The sequence below is a fragment of the Corynebacterium glucuronolyticum DSM 44120 genome, from assembly GCF_030440595.1.
In the GTDB taxonomy this organism is placed as follows: domain Bacteria; phylum Actinomycetota; class Actinomycetes; order Mycobacteriales; family Mycobacteriaceae; genus Corynebacterium; species Corynebacterium glucuronolyticum.
Map to the genome: position 1 here is coordinate 977,385 of NZ_CP047452.1, position 16,512 is coordinate 993,896.

16 protein-coding genes and 1 pseudogene are annotated in these 16,512 nt (G+C 60.2%); 9 read left to right on the forward strand and 8 right to left on the reverse strand.

Annotation, left to right across the window (positions count from 1 at the left end; translation table 11 throughout):
• Nucleotides 1-68: 68 nt before the first annotated feature.
• On the reverse strand, nt 69-323 hold the full coding sequence (locus CGLUCO_RS04615) for a hypothetical protein (protein WP_005391912.1): 255 nt from the start codon (nt 321-323) through the stop codon (nt 69-71).
• Nucleotides 324-651: 328 nt separating this feature from the next.
• Between CGLUCO_RS04615 and CGLUCO_RS13115 the strand changes: the two are divergent.
• Together CGLUCO_RS13115 and zupT are read left to right on the forward strand one after the other, a co-directional pair.
• Nucleotides 652-805 (forward strand): annotated as a pseudogene (locus tag CGLUCO_RS13115) (IS256 family transposase); the annotation flags it as partial.
• Nucleotides 806-1,413: 608 nt separating this feature from the next.
• Nucleotides 1,414-2,193, forward strand: coding sequence for a zinc transporter ZupT (gene zupT, locus CGLUCO_RS04620; protein WP_084035866.1), 780 nt, complete (start codon nt 1,414-1,416; stop codon nt 2,191-2,193).
• Here zupT and CGLUCO_RS04625 read toward each other — a convergent pair.
• The 3 genes from CGLUCO_RS04625 to CGLUCO_RS04635 form a co-directional block, all read right to left on the reverse strand.
• Entirely contained in the window at nt 2,190-3,299 is a 1,110-nt protein-coding gene (locus tag CGLUCO_RS04625; protein ID WP_005395888.1) for a DUF808 domain-containing protein, read from the reverse strand. The two genes, zupT and CGLUCO_RS04625, sit on opposite strands and share 4 nt — an antisense overlap.
• A 131-nt stretch (nt 3,300-3,430) precedes the next feature.
• Complete coding sequence (locus CGLUCO_RS04630; RefSeq protein WP_005395891.1) at nt 3,431-3,970, reverse strand: ribonuclease FAU-1 family protein; 540 nt, start codon at nt 3,968-3,970, stop codon at nt 3,431-3,433.
• Between the two features lie 15 nt (nt 3,971-3,985).
• Complete coding sequence (locus tag CGLUCO_RS04635) at nt 3,986-4,621, reverse strand: Rv1157c family protein (protein WP_005395894.1); 636 nt, start codon at nt 4,619-4,621, stop codon at nt 3,986-3,988.
• Nucleotides 4,622-4,835: 214 nt separating this feature from the next.
• Between CGLUCO_RS04635 and typA the strand changes: the two genes are divergently transcribed.
• The 7 genes from typA to CGLUCO_RS04670 all read left to right on the forward strand — a co-directional run bounded on the left by typA (nt 4,836) and on the right by CGLUCO_RS04670 (nt 11,567).
• Nucleotides 4,836-6,767 carry a translational GTPase TypA gene (typA, locus tag CGLUCO_RS04640; protein WP_005391919.1) on the forward strand — a complete coding sequence of 644 codons (1,932 nt, stop codon included), beginning with the start codon at nt 4,836-4,838 and terminating at the stop codon, nt 6,765-6,767.
• A 38-nt stretch (nt 6,768-6,805) separates the two neighbouring features.
• Nucleotides 6,806-8,359 (forward strand): ABC transporter family substrate-binding protein, encoded by a 1,554-nt coding sequence (locus tag CGLUCO_RS04645; RefSeq protein WP_005391920.1) that lies wholly within the window; start codon nt 6,806-6,808, stop codon nt 8,357-8,359.
• Nucleotides 8,359-9,177: a PIG-L family deacetylase gene (locus CGLUCO_RS04650; protein WP_231286155.1), complete on the forward strand. Its 819-nt coding sequence runs from the start codon at nt 8,359-8,361 to the stop codon at nt 9,175-9,177. Before CGLUCO_RS04645 ends, CGLUCO_RS04650 begins: the two co-directional genes overlap by 1 nt.
• 5 nt (nt 9,178-9,182) lie before the next feature.
• Entirely contained in the window at nt 9,183-9,545 is a 363-nt protein-coding gene (locus tag CGLUCO_RS04655; protein WP_005391922.1) for a hypothetical protein, read from the forward strand.
• On the forward strand, nt 9,546-9,869 hold the full coding sequence (fdxA, locus tag CGLUCO_RS04660) for a ferredoxin (RefSeq protein WP_005391923.1): 324 nt from the start codon (nt 9,546-9,548) through the stop codon (nt 9,867-9,869).
• 86 nt (nt 9,870-9,955) lie between these two features.
• Complete coding sequence (gene dapC, locus CGLUCO_RS04665) at nt 9,956-11,017, forward strand: succinyldiaminopimelate transaminase (protein WP_084035864.1); 1,062 nt, start codon at nt 9,956-9,958, stop codon at nt 11,015-11,017.
• 16 nt (nt 11,018-11,033) lie between these two features.
• Nucleotides 11,034-11,567: a GtrA family protein gene (locus tag CGLUCO_RS04670; RefSeq protein ID WP_005391926.1), complete on the forward strand. Its 534-nt coding sequence runs from the start codon at nt 11,034-11,036 to the stop codon at nt 11,565-11,567.
• Between the two features lie 160 nt (nt 11,568-11,727).
• Here the strand turns inward: CGLUCO_RS04670 and CGLUCO_RS04675 are convergent, their stop codons facing one another.
• The 4 genes from CGLUCO_RS04675 to CGLUCO_RS04690 form a co-directional block, all read right to left on the reverse strand.
• Nucleotides 11,728-11,907 (reverse strand): hypothetical protein, encoded by a 180-nt coding sequence (locus CGLUCO_RS04675; protein WP_005395902.1) that lies wholly within the window; start codon nt 11,905-11,907, stop codon nt 11,728-11,730.
• 595 nt (nt 11,908-12,502) lie between these two features.
• Nucleotides 12,503-13,915: an amino acid permease gene (locus CGLUCO_RS04680; protein WP_084035862.1), complete on the reverse strand. Its 1,413-nt coding sequence runs from the start codon at nt 13,913-13,915 to the stop codon at nt 12,503-12,505.
• A 14-nt stretch (nt 13,916-13,929) separates the two neighbouring features.
• A complete protein-coding gene (gene dapD, locus CGLUCO_RS04685; protein ID WP_034989606.1) occupies nt 13,930-14,850 on the reverse strand; it encodes a 2,3,4,5-tetrahydropyridine-2,6-dicarboxylate N-succinyltransferase in 921 nt (306 codons plus the stop codon).
• 69 nt (nt 14,851-14,919) lie between these two features.
• The gene (locus CGLUCO_RS04690; protein WP_084035860.1) at nt 14,920-16,404 is read right to left on the reverse strand and encodes an amino acid permease; all 1,485 of its coding nucleotides are present in this window, start codon (nt 16,402-16,404) and stop codon (nt 14,920-14,922) included.
• Nucleotides 16,405-16,512: the final 108 nt, after the last annotated feature.

Consider the following 16,512-nt stretch of genomic DNA (forward strand, 5'->3'; position numbering starts at 1 on the left):
TGGGCCTTCGCTGTCCGGGTGCCAACCCAACGCGGGGGAGGCATGGTTGGCGAAGTTGTCCAAAATCTTCACGTTGACGTGCACGCCCACCCCGGTGGGGATGGTGATGAGCAGGGGGCGACGGGCATAACGGTATCGTCGGCTTTGAGCTGTTCAATGAGCCTGTCCGTCTCGGCGGCGGAGGTGCAGACAAAGGTGGTGGAGTCTACATCAGGCAGCGCACCTACCTGGTCGGAGCCGGAGTCCTGCAAGCCGAACATCTGCAGGTCCGGGCCGTTGACGATGGGGAAGATGGGGCGGGACGCTGATCGCGTGGCGTCCAAGCGCGGCCCGCCCCTTCCATGTGGCGCGGTAGCGGCTGATCTGATCCGCCTGCATTTTCGCCCAGGGGTTCGGCGGTGGTCTCGGCGACCAGGGTCGACGACATTAGGTTCAGCCCGTCCGTGACGTTCTTTTCTGCAGACGGCCCGCGCTGGCCACCGAAGGCATAATGGCCGAAGCTGAAGAATCCGAACGCTTTCATGGGAGAACACTCCTTGTAGTGACATATCAATAACTGGGGTAGTGTTTCGAGTTGTGTCATCATAGGTTGTGGCGAGGCTAACGCACTGCTCAAGGATCTGCTGTAGGTGCTTCTCGACGCTGGATTAGGCCAGCACGCTTACCCCCAAGGTGGTGCCAAAGGGCCCACGCCGACTCACAGAGCTCAACGACACGCCCGTCTCGTTGTACGCAGGTCGGATGACAGGGCCGTGCAAGATAGTCAGCATCTTTTGGGGTCACTCTGGGCGTGGATATGAACCCGCGTGGTCGACAGACCAACATCAGAGCGTAATAAGCACGACCACACCAGGCTACTCTTTCAAAGAGTGCCAGTCGTGGGCTGCATTTCGGGGAGCACTTGCATTCAGGCGTTTCTCACTTGCTGCGACTGGATGGGTGCTTCTGCGCCGGACAGTATTGCTTCACGTCAAAAAGGGAGAGACATACATCGGCTCTTAGGAAATGCATATGGGGTATGCGGATTCTACGGGAGCGATGTGGAAACAATAGGAGTTATGGAGCCGGACAGAGGGGCCGGATCCCTCCTAGGCTCAGAGTTGTAAAGGGGGCTAGAGTTCACCCGGTATTTTTCCGCGAGTAGCGGTATTTGCGAGTACGCCCCATATGGCTTCCGCAGAACATATAAGTGTTTCCGTGCGCCTAATATGCTCTCTTTGCGCAGACGTAATTACTGTTTTCTGATTGTCGCACTCTAACGGTAAAGTAACTTTGCAACGACATTCGGTCGAATTCAACTTCAACGTGTAGGAGCGCCGCTGAGCAGCGGGGTCACCGTGTGATCCCGTGTAGCTTGTCACACCCCGGCGCGCGCCGCCTGTACGAGACGACGAAAGGTATGCCATCGGCGCGATGACCTTCCTGGGGGCCTTCGCCCTCACCCTGTTTGCCGGTGCCGCAACAGGCATCGGCGGGCTGATCACTGTGCTCAAGGGCAATCCGGGGGACCGGTTCCTCGCCGGCGCACTCGGGCTCTCCGCAGGTGTGATGCTGTATGTCTCTTTCATGGAGATCCTGCCCGAGGGGATAAGCCAGCTGGAGGAGGCGTGGGGAAAAGCCGGGGTGTGGGCGGCTGTGGGGGCGTTCTTCCTCGGTGTGTTGATCATCGCGGGAATTGACCGGCTGGTGCCGGAAGAGGTCAATCCGCACGAGCCTGAAATGATCGGCACGCCGAGCAGCAAACGGTTGCTGCGCATGGGGGTTATGACGGCGCTGGCCATCGGAATCCACAACTTCCCGGAGGGGTTCGCTACATTTTTGTCGGGGCTGGAAGACGCCACGATCGCGATCCCCGTTGCTGTCGCCATCGGCATTCACAATATTCCTGAGGGGATTGCTGTGGCTGCGCCGATTCGGCAGGCCACGGGGTCTCGCCGCAAAGCGTTTACGTGGGCTCTTATCTCCGGTTTGAGTGAGCCGGCGGGCGCGCTCATCGGCTTCCTTGTGCTGTACCCGTTTATCACTCCGGCGACGCTTGGCCTGTGTTTTGCTGCTATCGCCGGCATCATGGTGTTTATTTCTCTTGACGAGCTTCTTCCCACGGCCATCGCAACGGGGAAACATCACGTCGCCGTCTACGGGGTCATCGTGGGCATGGCTGTCATGGCGCTCAGCCTGCTTCTCTTCCTCTAGTTTTTGCTTGTCGACGCCCCGTCGGTGGGCTTTTCTTGCACCTCTTCGTTGCCTTCGGGGGAGTTATCGATGTGCGGAGCCGCGATGGTGTACGTGTACGGGTTGTTGTCCTGGTTGGACCGGTAGGCCTCCACCATGCGCTGCTCCTCCTCGTTGAGGTAGTACTTCACGCCCTCGTGCTCTTCCTCATCGGTTTTTCCTGTGAGGGCGTGGAAGATGCTGATGAAAATCACCACGATGGTGCCGACGATCGCGCCGACGACCATGGAGCAGGCCGTATCGACGAGCCAACCAATGAAGCCACCGCCGACCCCTGCGGCCAGGTGGTGGATGTACTCGGCAGGTGCGTGCCACCCCAGGGTGTCGGCACCATTGACGATGAGGTGGCCACCGACCCACAGCATGGCGGCCGTACCCACAACGGCAATCACGTTCAGCACCTTGGGCATCGCGGAGACGAGCCCACGCCCCAAAGATTGCGTGGATTCCGATGAGGACTTCGCCATGGACATGCCGAGGTCGTCCATCTTCACCAGCAGCGCGACCGCGCCGTACACCAGGGCAGTAATGCCGATCGCCACGAGGACGAGGACAGTCAAGCGCATGAAGAACGGCTGGTCGGTGACCTCGCCGAGGGAGATCACCATGATCTCCGCCGACAGAATGAGGTCGGTGGTGACGGCGGATTTCACCAGCGCGTCCTCCGCGCCGGGTCCCTGCACCTGCACGGTGTCGGTCTGCTCGTCAGTGCCGGTGATCTTGGCGATGACCTTGTGCATGCCCTCATAGGTGAGGAAGCAGCCACCCAACATGAGGATGGGGGTGAGCGCCGCCGGTGCGAGCCAGCTCAGCAGCAGAGCGAAGGGCAAAATAAGAACCAGCTTGTTGAAGAGGGATCCCTTGGCAATGCGCCAAATGATGGGCAACTCTCGCGCCGGGGTGACACCCTGCACGTATTGTGGTGTCACGGCTGCGTCGTCAACAACAACGCCGGCTGCCTTGACAGATGTGTGGCCGGCTGCCGCTGCCACGTCGTCGATACTGGATGCTGCGGCTCGGGCAATGAGCGCTACGTCGTCGAGGAGGGCAGCTAGGCCACCAGCCATGGGGTCACCACTTTCATGTCGGGGATGGAAAATTTATTCCAGGTGTGTTTTCTATGAAGTCTATCAACGGCTGAGAAAAAAGTAGCGCCCACGATAAATGATCGTGCGCGCGTGGACTCGTGTAAACGCTGCTAAGGTGCCGGCGTGAGCTCGATGGATTCCTTGTCAGCCCACTGGATGTCGACACCGAGGGAGGATAGCCACGCCATCGGGTCGTCCCCGTGGCGGGTGATGCCCTCTACCGCGCGCAGCGTCGTTTCGATGGCGAGTTCCGCCTCCTCTGCCGTGATGTAGTGCGCGGAGGTAGCAGCTGCAAGCTCGTCGATGTCGAGTACCTCGACGGGCTTGCCGTCGTGCAGGAACAGGTCGACGTACAGATCGCGGGTGTGCCACACGCCGTCCTCGTTGGTGATATCCGCAACGTCGATGTAGATGCCGTCGGGGATTCCGGCGCTGGGGCGGTAGTGGAAGATGTTGAAGCGGAGATTCAACTCGGGGAGGAGCCAGCTTTCCAGGTAACCGAAGTTCTTGTGGTCTGCGCCGCGGGCCATGTAGAGGCCGGGGCCTTCCTCGCGGTAGGTGTCTACCTGGCGGGTGATGCCCTTCGGGTCGAGGTTGATACCTGCTGCGGTGTCAAAGGTTTCATTTTTTACTGGGTGTAAATCAGTCATGCGAAGTACCTCTTTTTACGCTACGGAAAACGAAGCGACAGTCGGTGGGAAATAGCAGCCATTAACGTGGCCGTGGATAAGGGCAAGGACGGGACCACCACCCGTTGCAGCCGTGCCCGTTACCGTTGCTGGCCCGTCGGGGTTGAGGTCAGGGGAGGCCTCGAGACGAGTCGTTTCGGTGTGAAGCGTTGTCAGATTGATCCACTGCACCGTCATGTCTGTGTCGCGCGCGCCGTCGGTTCCGAGGGCGGTGAAGACAAATGCGGTGTTGCCCGGTTCTACGCCGGGGAGGGGGAGATCTGCGGGGCCGGGAACCGCGACGGCGGAGCCGACCGAGTCACCGCCACCGGCGATACATCCGCGGGAGACGGTGGGCCAAAGAAATTGGGAGATGACTGGTCCGTTTTGGGGGACCTTGCCCTCTCCGTTATCTCCGAAGAAGCCTACGGCGGCAAGTACCTGGTCTTTGAGTGGAGCAGGAAGGGTTTCTGCCCAGTTCGTCGCGGCGTTGAGGATGTCCTGGTTCGGGCGCCCGAGGTTATCGGTGGAAGAAGAGGACGACTGAGCGGTAGCCGCGGTCGCCCCAGTGATGCTTAAACCAATGGCGGTGATGGCCGCTGCCATCCGTCGCGCGAGACTCCCGTAACTCATTTAACACCTTTCACTCTGGTTGACACTAGAAACTCTAGTTGCATTTGACTCTTACGTCTAACGCACGTGCCACCGCTTTCACTCTTCATGTCGTGTCGTGAGGTTTATCCGTTACGTTTGAAAAGAGAAATGTGTAATTTCTCACCTAACGTGCGAAGACTGTTACCGGGGAGTATTGTGTCTACGGTTGACCAATTACCGAAGGGAAAATCTTGTGACTCAAGCCATTCATGATTCCGATCTCGACACCGAGTTTCGTAACGTTGCCATCGTCGCGCACGTCGACCATGGCAAGACCACCCTCGTCGATGCCATGCTGCGCCAGTCCGGCGCGTTTGGCGATCACGAGGAAGTCGTAGACCGCGTCATGGATTCCGGCGATCTGGAGCGTGAGAAGGGCATTACCATTCTGGCCAAGAACACCTCCATTCGCCGCAAGGGTGCGGGCAAGGACGGCAAAGACCTTATTATTAACGTCATCGACACGCCCGGCCACGCCGACTTCGGTGGCGAGGTTGAGCGCGCTCTGTCTATGGTGGACGGTGTCATCCTGCTTGTCGATGCCTCCGAGGGGCCCCTGCCACAGACCCGCTTCGTTCTTGGTAAGGCGCTGGCTGCCAAGCTTCCCGTCATCATCGTCGTGAACAAGACCGACCGCCCCGACTCCCGTATCGAGGAGGTTGTCACTGAGACGCAGGACCTTCTGCTCGAGCTCGCTGCCACCATCGAGGATCCCGAGGCCGCCGAGGCTGCCGAACAGCTCCTGGACATTCCGGTGCTCTACGCCTCCGGTCGCGCTGGCACGGCTTCCACGGAGAACCCCGGCAACGGCAACGCCCCCGCCAACAAGGATCTGCAGCCGCTTTTCGACGTTCTCTACGACGTCCTGCCCGAGCCCTCCGCCGATCACGATGGCCCGCTGCAGGCTCACGTGACCAACCTGGACTCCTCCTCCTTCCTCGGCCGTATCGGCCTTGTACGCGTTCACGCAGGATCCCTAAAGAAGGGGCAGCAGGTTGCCTGGATTCACTACGATTCCGAGGGCAACGAGCACATTAAGAACTGCAAGATCTCCGAGCTGCTGCGCACCGTCGGTATGGAGCGTGTTCCCGCAGAGGAGGTTATCGCAGGCGATATCGCGGCGATCTCCGGCATCGACGAGATCATGATAGGCGATACCCTCGCCGATCCGGACAACCCGAAGGCGCTGCCGCGGATTACCGTGGATGAGCCGGCTATCTCGATGACGATCGGTGTGAACACCTCTCCGTTGGCCGGGCGCAACGGTGGCGACAAGCTCACCGCCCGCATGGTGAAGGCACGCCTCGAGCAGGAGCTCGTGGGCAACGTTTCCCTGCGTGTCCTTCCTACCGAGCGCCCAGATACCTGGGAGGTCCAGGGTCGTGGCGAGATGGCGCTGTCCGTTCTCGTTGAGACGATGCGTCGTGAAGGCTTCGAGTTGACCGTCGGAAAGCCCCAGGTGGTCACCCGCGAGATCGACGGCAAGACCTACGAGCCGTTCGAGCACATGGTGATCGATATCCCGTCCGAGTTCCAGGGCAACGTCACCCAGCTCATGGCCGCCCGCAAGGGTGTCCTGCTCAGCATGGACACGACGGGCGCGGACTGGATCCGGATGGAGTACGAGGTGCCCGCCCGTGGCCTCATCGGCTTCCGCACGACCTTCCTCACGGAGACGAAGGGTAACGGCATCGCCAACCACTACTCCTGCGGCTACAAGCCGTGGGCTGGCCAGATTAAGGACCGCACGACGGGTTCCATCGTCAGCGACCGCTCCGGCCAGGTGACTGCCTATGCCCTCATGCAGCTTTCTGATCGCGGTACGTTCTTTGTCGAGCCCGGTGCTCAGTCCTATGAGGGACAGGTTGTCGGCATGACCAACCGTGATGAGGACATCGACGTCAACATCACCAAGGAAAAGAAGCTGACCAACATGCGTTCCGCCACGGCTGACGCGACGGTGACGCTGAACAAGGCTCGGAAGCTGTCGCTTGATGAGGCGATGGAGTTCTGCGCCCACGACGAGTGCGTCGAGGTGGCTCCCGATGTCATCCGCCTGCGCAAGACAGTGTTGGATGCTGCCGAGCGTGGCAAGGCTCGTAACCGGGCGAAGAAAGCAAAGTAGCCAATCAGGCAGATAAGCGCGCTGTAAGATACATTCTTATGCGCGCTTTTCTTATTGCTCTGGGGCTCAGCGCCGGACTGATACTGACATCGTGCCAGGCAAATCCCGGCCCACCACCGGTGGCAGAACCCGAAGTGGACGTGCGGGGTGGGGAGGCACCGGCAAACCCCGTCGTCCCCGTCGAACAGACCCCGGGGCGCACGCAGATCACCGTTGGTATCGATGCCATTAAAGCGGGGTTCAACCCGCACCTGCGCGCAGACGAGTCCGCCTTCACGCAGTCGCTGGCCGCCCTTGTCTTGCCGTCCGCTTTCATCGACGGCGAGATGAATGCGGATCTGCTCGTCAGCGCGGAGCCCGTGGAGCCGGTAGGAGAGGTCAAACAGACGATCCGCTACGTCATCGCACCCGCCGCGCAGTGGAGCGACGGCACCCCCATCACGGGTGCCGATTTCCGCTACCTATGGGAAAACATGGTGTCCACGCCCGGTGTCATTGGTGCGGCCGGTTACCAGGCGATCTCGGGGATCCGTGTGCTTGATGGGGGAAAGACCGTCGAGGTTGACTTCTCACACCCGTATGTGCAGTGGAAACAGCTGTTTGACAACATGCTCCCCAGTCACCTGTTTGTTAATGACACCGTCCCCTTCAACCAAGTGCTCATCAGCTCGATCCCGGCATCGGCGGGAAAGTACATGTTGAAGACGGTTGACCGCGGGAGGGGAGTGGTAACTCTCAACCGCAACGATCGGTATTGGGGCGCGCACCCGGCAGAGGTAGACATCCTCGCCTTCCAAGAAGTCCGCGACCGCACGTACCAACTCATGCGCAGCGGTGCCGTCAGCTACTCCGATGTGGCCCCCGAGGAGACCACGGTGGATGTGGCGACACTGATGAACGAGACGCAGGTGCGTGTGCGCGACCGGGAGGCCAGGCTCAGTCTCGTATTCAACATGGATTCGCCTGCCATCACCACTCCGGAGCAGCGGACGGTGGTTGCCAACGCGATGGATCCGCATCTGCTTGCCAAGATTGCTCTTGGCAGGTCGTCGCACCTGCATGTGTTCGACCCCATGAAGCGCAATCCACACGTCGAGGAGAAACCGGATTCCGTGGGCACTGACTTCGTGTCCACGCGGATCGACGTTGCCGCCGATTCCCGCGACAGTCAGGCGGCGACTCTCGCCCAGGCCGTTGTAGATACGTTAAATAACAAGGGGTTCGTGGCCAAGCTCGTCCAGGGGGATCCGCAGACCACGCAGGCGGATATCTTCGTCGCCTGGGAGCGCACCGGCGACTCGATTGCGCAGATCTCCCGCTACCAGTGCGACAGTCCATCCAATTTGTCTGGTTTTTGCGATGAGCGTGTGGATTTCGCCTTCCGTCAGTTCATGACGGGGGAGCGCGCCTCGGTAGAAGAGAAAGTGGACCAGATTGAGCGAAATCAGGTGGTGAGCGTGCCGATTGTTGCAGATACACGCGTCGATATCCTCACGCCACAGATCACCACGCCCGCTGCTAGCCTTGACCAGTGGCCGGTATTGTTCGCCGCCGGGTCGATTCCGACGGCACCAGAATGGAGGAAGCTGTAATGGAAAAGTGGTCGGGAAAAACGGTCGTTGCGGTTCACGCCCACCCGGACGACGAGGCGTTGTTTACCGGTGGTCTGTTGTACGAGGCTGCCCATGCCGGCGCGGATGTGCACGTGATCACCTGCACGCTCGGTGAGGAAGGCGAGGTCATCGGCGAACCGTACCAGCTCCTGACCGTAGATCACACCGATCAGCTCGGGGGTTTTAGGATCCATGAGTTGCAGCGGTCGCTTTCTATCCTCGGGTGCACGGGGCATTTTCTCGGCGGTGCCGGACGTTTCCGTGACTCGGGGATGGAGGGCGACGCACGCCCGAATGCCCTCATCAACTCGCTGGGTGAGGCGACAGAAAAGCTGCGGGAGCTCGTCGACAAGCTAGATCCTGACCTCCTGGTGACGTATGATCCGTTCGGAACGTACGGCCACCGCGACCATATCGCCGCCCACAAACTCACGCATGCCGTTGCCGGGGATGTTCCCGTGTGGTGGGCTGTTGAGCTTGCCGACGACGTCCGGGCCGGGCTCGCCGGAATCGTGCGGTCCCCGTGGCGGATCCCCACCCCCGAGGAGATCGTCACTGTCGAGCACTCCGACAAGGTCATTGAGCTGGACGAACGAGCCTACAACGCGAAGGCAGAGGCGATGAAGGCACACGCGACGCAGCTGTGGATCGCCGATGGCTCGGTCAGTGACGTCAACCCCCATCAGGCCTTCGCCCAGGCCGACGGCTACGTTTTCTGCCTGTCCAACCTCATGAGCCAGCCGCTTCGTCGGCGTGAGCACTACCAGGTCGCACCCGCCGACTACCAGGCAGTTTAGAAAGGATGCGAAACCGGAAGGGAATCGGTACAGCGTATGTGTGGCTTTCGCTGTTCGCGGCGATTTCCGCACTCCTCGAGGTGGTTTACCTCGGGGCGAAAGTGCCGTACACCGTGGTGGTGGCCTTCCTGTTCACCATGGTGCTGAGCAGAACCTCGCGGTTGTGGACCTCCTCCCGCCTTGTCGCTGGGGTTCCCCTCGTTGTGTGGCTCGCCGTTGTCGGCATCCTCGTGTGGCTGGCACCCCAGCGCCCGGACATTTTGTTGCCTGTTGGCCCACGCACAATCGCGCTTATCGGCGCGGGGGTTTGTGGTGGACTATGGCCCCTTATTACAATGGCGGAAGATAACCCAGATGTGGAGAGGTAAATGACATACACAATCGCTGAACCATGCGTTGATGTTAAGGACAAGGCATGTGTTGAAGAATGTCCCGTGGACTGCATCTATGAGGGTGCACGAAGCCTGTACATCCATCCGGACGAGTGCGTTGACTGTGGCGCATGCGAGCCGGTGTGTCCGGTAGAGGCCATCTTCTACGAGGATGATGTTCCGGACGAGTGGATCGACTACAACGAGGCCAACGCCGCGTTCTTCGAGGATCTCGGATCCCCGGGTGGGGCAGCAAAACTCGGCGCGCAGGACTTCGATCCGCCACTGGTGGCAAAGCTCCCCAAGAAGGATGGCGAATAGGAACCTAGCGTAGGAAAAACGCTGGAACCTCCGTGCGGGCTGCGGTAAACCGCAGCCCGTTTGTATATTGCGAAAAGAGACGGTGATTGAACGTGCGACACCCCATTAAGCTCCCTGTATTCCCGTGGGATCAACTCGCCCCGCTGGAAGAAACCGCGAAGAACCACCCCGACGGCATGGTCAAACTGACCGTCGGGGCACCGGTCGACCCCGTCTTCCCATCCATCCAGGTGGCGTTGTCGGAAGCGGCCGCGCTGTCGGGCTACCCGCCCACCATCGGGGTCCCCGAGCTTCGCGAGGCCATTGTCTCCTCCCTCGAGCGCCGCTACAACATGCAGGGGATCACGGGGGTGCTGCCGGTCATCGGCACGAAGGAGCTCATCGCGAACCTGCCCGCACAGCTGCGCGTGGAGAGCGTCGCCTACCCGGAACTTGCCTACCCCACCTACGAAATCGGGGCGATTTTCGCCGATGCGAAGATTGTGAAGGAGGGCGCGGATCTCACCTTCATTAATTCCCCGAACAACCCGTCCGGCGAGGTTCTGACCGTGGAGCAGCTGCGTGAGTACGTGGCTGATGCGCGGGAGCGTGGCGCGATCCTCGTCAGCGACGAGTGTTACCTGGGGATGGGGTGGACGGATAAGAAGCCCGTGTCGATCCTCGATCCGGCGGTGTGCGATGGCGACCATACCGGCCTCATCGCCGTTCACTCGCTGTCCAAGACATCGAACCTTGCGGGGTACCGTTCCGGTTTCGTCGTGGGGGACAAGGATCTGATCGACGAGCTCACTCTCATCCGCAAGCACGGCGGCTTCATGATGCCGTACCCGGTGCAGTATGCGACGATTGCCGCCCTTAACGACGATGAGCAGGAGTCTTTCCAAAAGGCCCGCTACTTCGCCCGTCGGAAAGTACTGTCTGAGGCTTTAACGGCTGCGGGGCTGACCATCGATCACTCAGATGCCGGCCTGTACCTGTGGGTCACCCGCAGTGAAAACTGCTGGGACACGGCACGGTGGTTCGCTGAGCGCGGGCTCCTTGTCACGCCTGGTGATTTCTACGGTCCCGCTGGCGCTGAGCACGTCCGCATTGCGATGACTATCACCGACGAGGACGCGATCGCCGCTGCGAAGCGACTGCAGGCATAACCGGAGGAGATGCCGCATGCCTAGTAAACGTGTAACTACCAACATTCGTGAGTTCCTGAAATTCGGCATTGTTGGTGGCTCGGGTACCCTCGTCAATTTCTTCGTTGTGTGGGTGCTGCACCGGTTTGGTTCGCTGGATCAGGATCAGGTGGTGGCCAATCTGTTTGGCACGCCATTTAATATCCGCTGGTACCACGTCATGATTACGATTGCGTTCCTCGTTGCTAACACGTGGAATTACCAACTCAATCGGTTCTGGACGTTCAAAGACAAGACCGTGGGGTGGTTCCGCGGGTACTGGAAGTTCCTCCTTACCGGCATCGGCGCGTTGGTGGTAAGCCAGGTTGTGGCGACGCTACTGATGAATCCGACTTCGCCGATCGCCCTACCCACCCACATCTTCGACGATACAACCGGCTTCCGTACCCGCGTGTACTGGGCTAACGCCATTTCCGTTCTCGCCGCGATGCCGATCAACTTCATCATCAACAAGTTGTGGACCTTCCGGAACAAGTCGATCAAGGTCGTGCACACGGAAGCTCCCCAGTAGTACTCTATTCCTCTTTTTGCTTGTCGACGCTCCTCCCTTCCCGTGTCCCCCTCACGCCAGCGATGAGGGAGCGAAGGGTTCCTGTGCGACACAAAAAACAAAGGGCGACTGTGGTACCGCCTCCAGGAGGCGGTACCACAGTCGCCCTTTGCTATAGAAACTACGTTTCGCTCGTGCCGTTGGTCTTTGCCCGGTTGACGAGGAAGGCACCTACTGGGGTCAGCGCAAGCAGGATCACGAATCCCCAGACGGATTCATGTGCTACAGCAACATACCCTGAGATGGCTAGACCGCACAGCGCAACGGCAATGGCGTTGGGGGAGATGCTGGACGTGTTCACTATGTTTTCCTCCTTGGTATGCTCAGCAGATCGCACCTGCGCGGTGAATCCGGATGTAGCGTCTGAAATTCGATCAGGGGTCCGAAACGGATGCGCTGCTGCAGAGTATGGAGCTGCCCATGGTGTGGCAGGAGCGCATCCGCGTGGGAATAGGCAATGTACGTCCCGAGGATAAGCGGCTCCCCCCCTCCACGACAATAGAATGTGAAGAACAAAACTATTAGGTGTTAAAAAACAGCGGCTTCTGCACCAGCTACGCGCTAACCGCGTGAGGAGGTGCTGCGCATGGTGACACACACGTTGGCCTCCTGCAGAAACGTCGTGGCAGCGGCTGCCAACCGGTCGTTTCACGGCGGATTTTTAGCTAGGCAGCAGTCCAATCTGGGGCGGTCACGGAACACCGTCTGCGAGCGTGGCGGCTCGCACCATCACAAGAGCGCTTCAGGAGAGTCGCCAGCTGGCTGGGGCGCAAGCGTACTTCGCAAACGAAGCCCGCAAACGAAGTGTTAAGAGGTGAAAACCCGCATTGTTGGGGCGGAGTACGCCTCACCAATGCGGGTAGTTTTTCTTCTCTGGTGGTAAGCCGCGAACGCGGTTATATGTGCTCGGGCAGTGGTGCCTTCTCCCAGGGGCTGAGGCCACGCGCCTTCGAATTGACGAGGCCTGCTACGAAGAGAATGACAAACATGACGGCGGCGGAAATCAGCTGCACACGTGCAGACGGATCGCTGAGCATGAGGATGGCAAGCAACACAAAGGCCACCAGTGCCGCCCAGTTAAGGTACGGGTACGCCCACATCCGGATGGGCAGGTCGTATTTTTCCTCGAGGCGCGGGCGGAGGCGCAGCTCCGAAACCGTGATAAACACCCACACAATGAGCAACGAGGCCCCGGCGGCATTCAGCATGAAGGTGAGCACGGCTGCAGCATCGATGTAGTTCAGTACCACCATGATGAGCGACAAGATGATGGAAAGGGTAATCGCAGCCGTCGGTACACCACGGTGATTGACCTTGGTGAAGATCGACGGTGCGTCGTGGCGCTGTGCCAGAGAAAACATCATGCGGCTAGACGCGTAGATTTGCGCGTTGAAGGCACTGAGCAGTGCAAGAGTGATAACGACCTCCATGAACGTCACCACACCGGGGATTCCCGCCAGAGCCAGTACCTTGGTGAAGGGGCTGTCGGCAGCAGAGTCAGCGGCACCGATCTCCGAGTAAGGAAGCAGCAGCGTGATGATGGCCACGGAACCGAGGTAGAACACAAACACGCGAGTAATCGTGGAACGCACGGCGTTCACAAGCGACTTCTTCGGGTCATCAGACTCTGCGGACGCAATAGCGACAACTTCGATGCCACCAAAGGCGAAAGCGACGGCCAACAGGGCGCTGGCGATGCCGGCCACGCCGTTCGGGGTAAACCCTGATTCCTGCACGTTGTGCAAACCAATCAACGTGTGACCGGGCAGAAGCCCGAAGATGAGGAGCACGCCGATGATGAGGAACGCGACGAGGACGGCGACCTTCACAAAAGCAAACCAGAACTCGAACTCGCCAAAGGCGCGCACGCGCAGGAGGTTCACCACGCCGAAGAAGAGAACGAAGATGAGCGCCGGGACCCACGGAGAGACATCGAACCACGAGGCGACGAAGGCGGATGCGCCGGTAATCTCCGCGCCGAGCACAGCGACCGTCGCCAGCCAGTAGATCCACCCCTGCGTGAACCCGGCCCAGCGGCCAATGGCGTGCTCCGCGTATTCGGAGAAGGAACCGGAAGCGGGAATGACCGTTCCCATTTCGCCGAGCATCTGCATGATGAGGATAGCCATGATGCCGGCGAGGATGTAGGCAACGAGTGCCGAGGGGCCGGCGGCCTGAATCGCAACGCCGGTACCGAGGAAGAGGCCAGCGCCAATGGTGGAGCCGAGGCCCATCATCGTGAGGTGGCGGACCTTCAGGCCGCTACCGAGCTGTGGAGCTGCTTCAGTGTCGTGAGCAGGGGTGGACATGAATGTAACTTTCTTTAGTTCTTGTGGAGTGAATCGTTAAGCGAAACGGCGGACGTCTTCCACGGGACGACCTCGATGGCACCGTTCAGCGAGTTGCGGCGGAACAGCATGTTGGACTTGCCGGAAAGGGCTGCGGCCTTGACCGGCTCGCCGTCGACAAGCACCTTCGAACCAGCGGTGACGTACAGGCCAGCCTCGACCACACAGTCGTCGCCAAGCGCAATACCGAGACCGGAGTTGGCGCCGAGGAGGCAGCGCTTGCCTAAGCTGACGCGCTCCTTGCCACCGCCGGATAGCGTGCCCATGGTGGAGGCACCGCCACCGATGTCGGTTTGGTCGCCGACGATGACCCCCTGAGAGACACGACCCTCGACCATGGAGGCCCCGAGGGTGCCGGCGTTGTAGTTGACAAACCCCTCATGCATGACGGTGGTTCCCTCGGCGAGGTGCGCGCCGAGGCGGATGCGGTCCGCGTTACCGATGCGCACGCCGGAGGGGACGACGTAGTCCACCATGCGGGGGAACTTATCGATGAGGAAGATGATGACCTGACCCTCGCCGCGTGCCTGCAGCTTGGCGCGGGTGAGCTCAAAGCCTTCCGGCAGGCAGGGGCCGAAGTTGGTCCACACCACGTTGTTCAGCACGCCGAAAATGCCGTCGAGGTTGATCTCGTTCGGCTTGACCCCGCGGGCGGAGAGAAGGTGCAGGCGGAGGAAAGCATCGTATGTATCGGCCGGGGGCTGGGAAAGGTCGTCGATGGTGCACTCGTAGACGACGCGCTCAACCTGGCGATCCTCATCAGTCGACGTGAGCTTTTCGACGGTTGCTCGGTCACCGCCCTCGATCGGGTCCGGGTACCACACGTCGAGGACAGTGCCCTTGGACTTCTCAGCGGTGGATACGGTGGCAATGCCCCACGCGTGGGCGGAACTCATGGTCACGGTGGACTATCTCCTTTTTGGTCTAGAACATGTACACAGAAATGTAAGGGTAACACCCTGGCGCTACGCCTGTCGGCGACGCTTGCGGTAGCGCGGCTCGGAATCTCGTGACCAACGGCCGGTGATGAAAGCGATGAACAGGATAAGGGCGGACATGACGCACAGTGCGAACAGCTGCTGGCGGGCACCGGCATCAAACAGCATGAGAATGACGATGACGACGAGGATGCCGAATGTCGCCCAGCCCGTGTAAGGGTGGCCTGGCATGTGCACCTCCGTCAGTTCGCCCGAGGCCTTGAACTGCGGGTGAAGCTTGATCCAGGAAAGTGCGATCGTGCCCCAGACGACGATGAGAATGCCGCCGACAGCATTGAGGAGAAACTCCAGCAGTCCCGGCGGATTCCAGAACTGCAGGCCAACGGAGACAAAGGCGAAGATCATGGACAGGATTACCGAGTTCATAGGCACGTCGTGGCGGTTGGTGACCCCCAGGATAGCGGGAGCATCGTCGCGGGTGGCCAGCGAGTAGGCCAGGCGAGAGGAGGCGTAAATCTGCGCGTTGAAGGCGCTGAGCAGCGCGAGGACGATGACAACCTCCATAATGCCCACAACACCCGGGATGTTAGCCATCGCAAGGATGCGCGTAAATGGGCTTTCAGCTGCCGTGTCCGCTCCGGCGATGTCGCCGAAGGGGAGCAGGAAGCAGATGACCAAGACGCTGCCGAGGTAGAACACGGAGATGCGCCAGATGGTGGAGCGCACGGCCAGGGAGATGGACCGCACGGGGTCAGCGGACTCTGCGGCTGCGATCGTCACGATCTCGATGCCGCCGAAAGCGAAGGCGACGGCAAGTAGCCCCGCGGCTAGGCCTGGCAGGCCGTTGGGGAGGAAGCCGGACTCCCGGATGTGCTGCGCGCCGATGTACTCCGTCCCCGGAAGAAGACCAAAAATAAGCAGCACGCCGATGAAGAGGAAGATGCCGATAACAGCGACCTTGATGAAGGCGAACCAGAACTCGAACTCGCCGAAGCCCTTCACCTGCATGAGGTTCACCACTGCGAAGAAGACGACACAGACCAGTGCTGGAATCCACGGATCGACACCGAACCAGGAGGCCATAATGGCAGATGCGCCGGTCATCTCAGCGCCGAGGACCATGATGAGCATGAACCAGTACAGCCAGCCGAGGTAAAAACCTGCCCAGCGACCGAATGCCATTTCGGCGTAGACGGAGAAGGAACCGGACGCAGGTCGGGCTGCGCCCATCTCGCCGAGCATCTGCATGGCCCCGATGACGAGGAGGCCGGCGACGATATAGGCAAGGAGGACGGAAGGGCCAGCGACTTGGATACCGACACCGGTGCCCAGGAAGAGGCCCGCGCCGATCGCCGAGCCGAGGCCCATCATGGTCAGGTGTCGCACCTGGAGCCCCGATCCTAGCCGTGAGGAATCAGAGGTATGTGGTGCGCCGGCACTGCCGGCACTGCCGGCACTGCCGGCAGAACTGCCATCCGTGGCGGTTCGTTGTCTTTTATTAGTCCAAGCCATGGTGGGATTCTAAGCGTTTGAATCATCTCACACTACAGACGGGGGTAGCGGGGAGGGGGAAACTAACGTTCGAAAATAGTCCATTTGTGGTAAGGGTATTGTCACCGC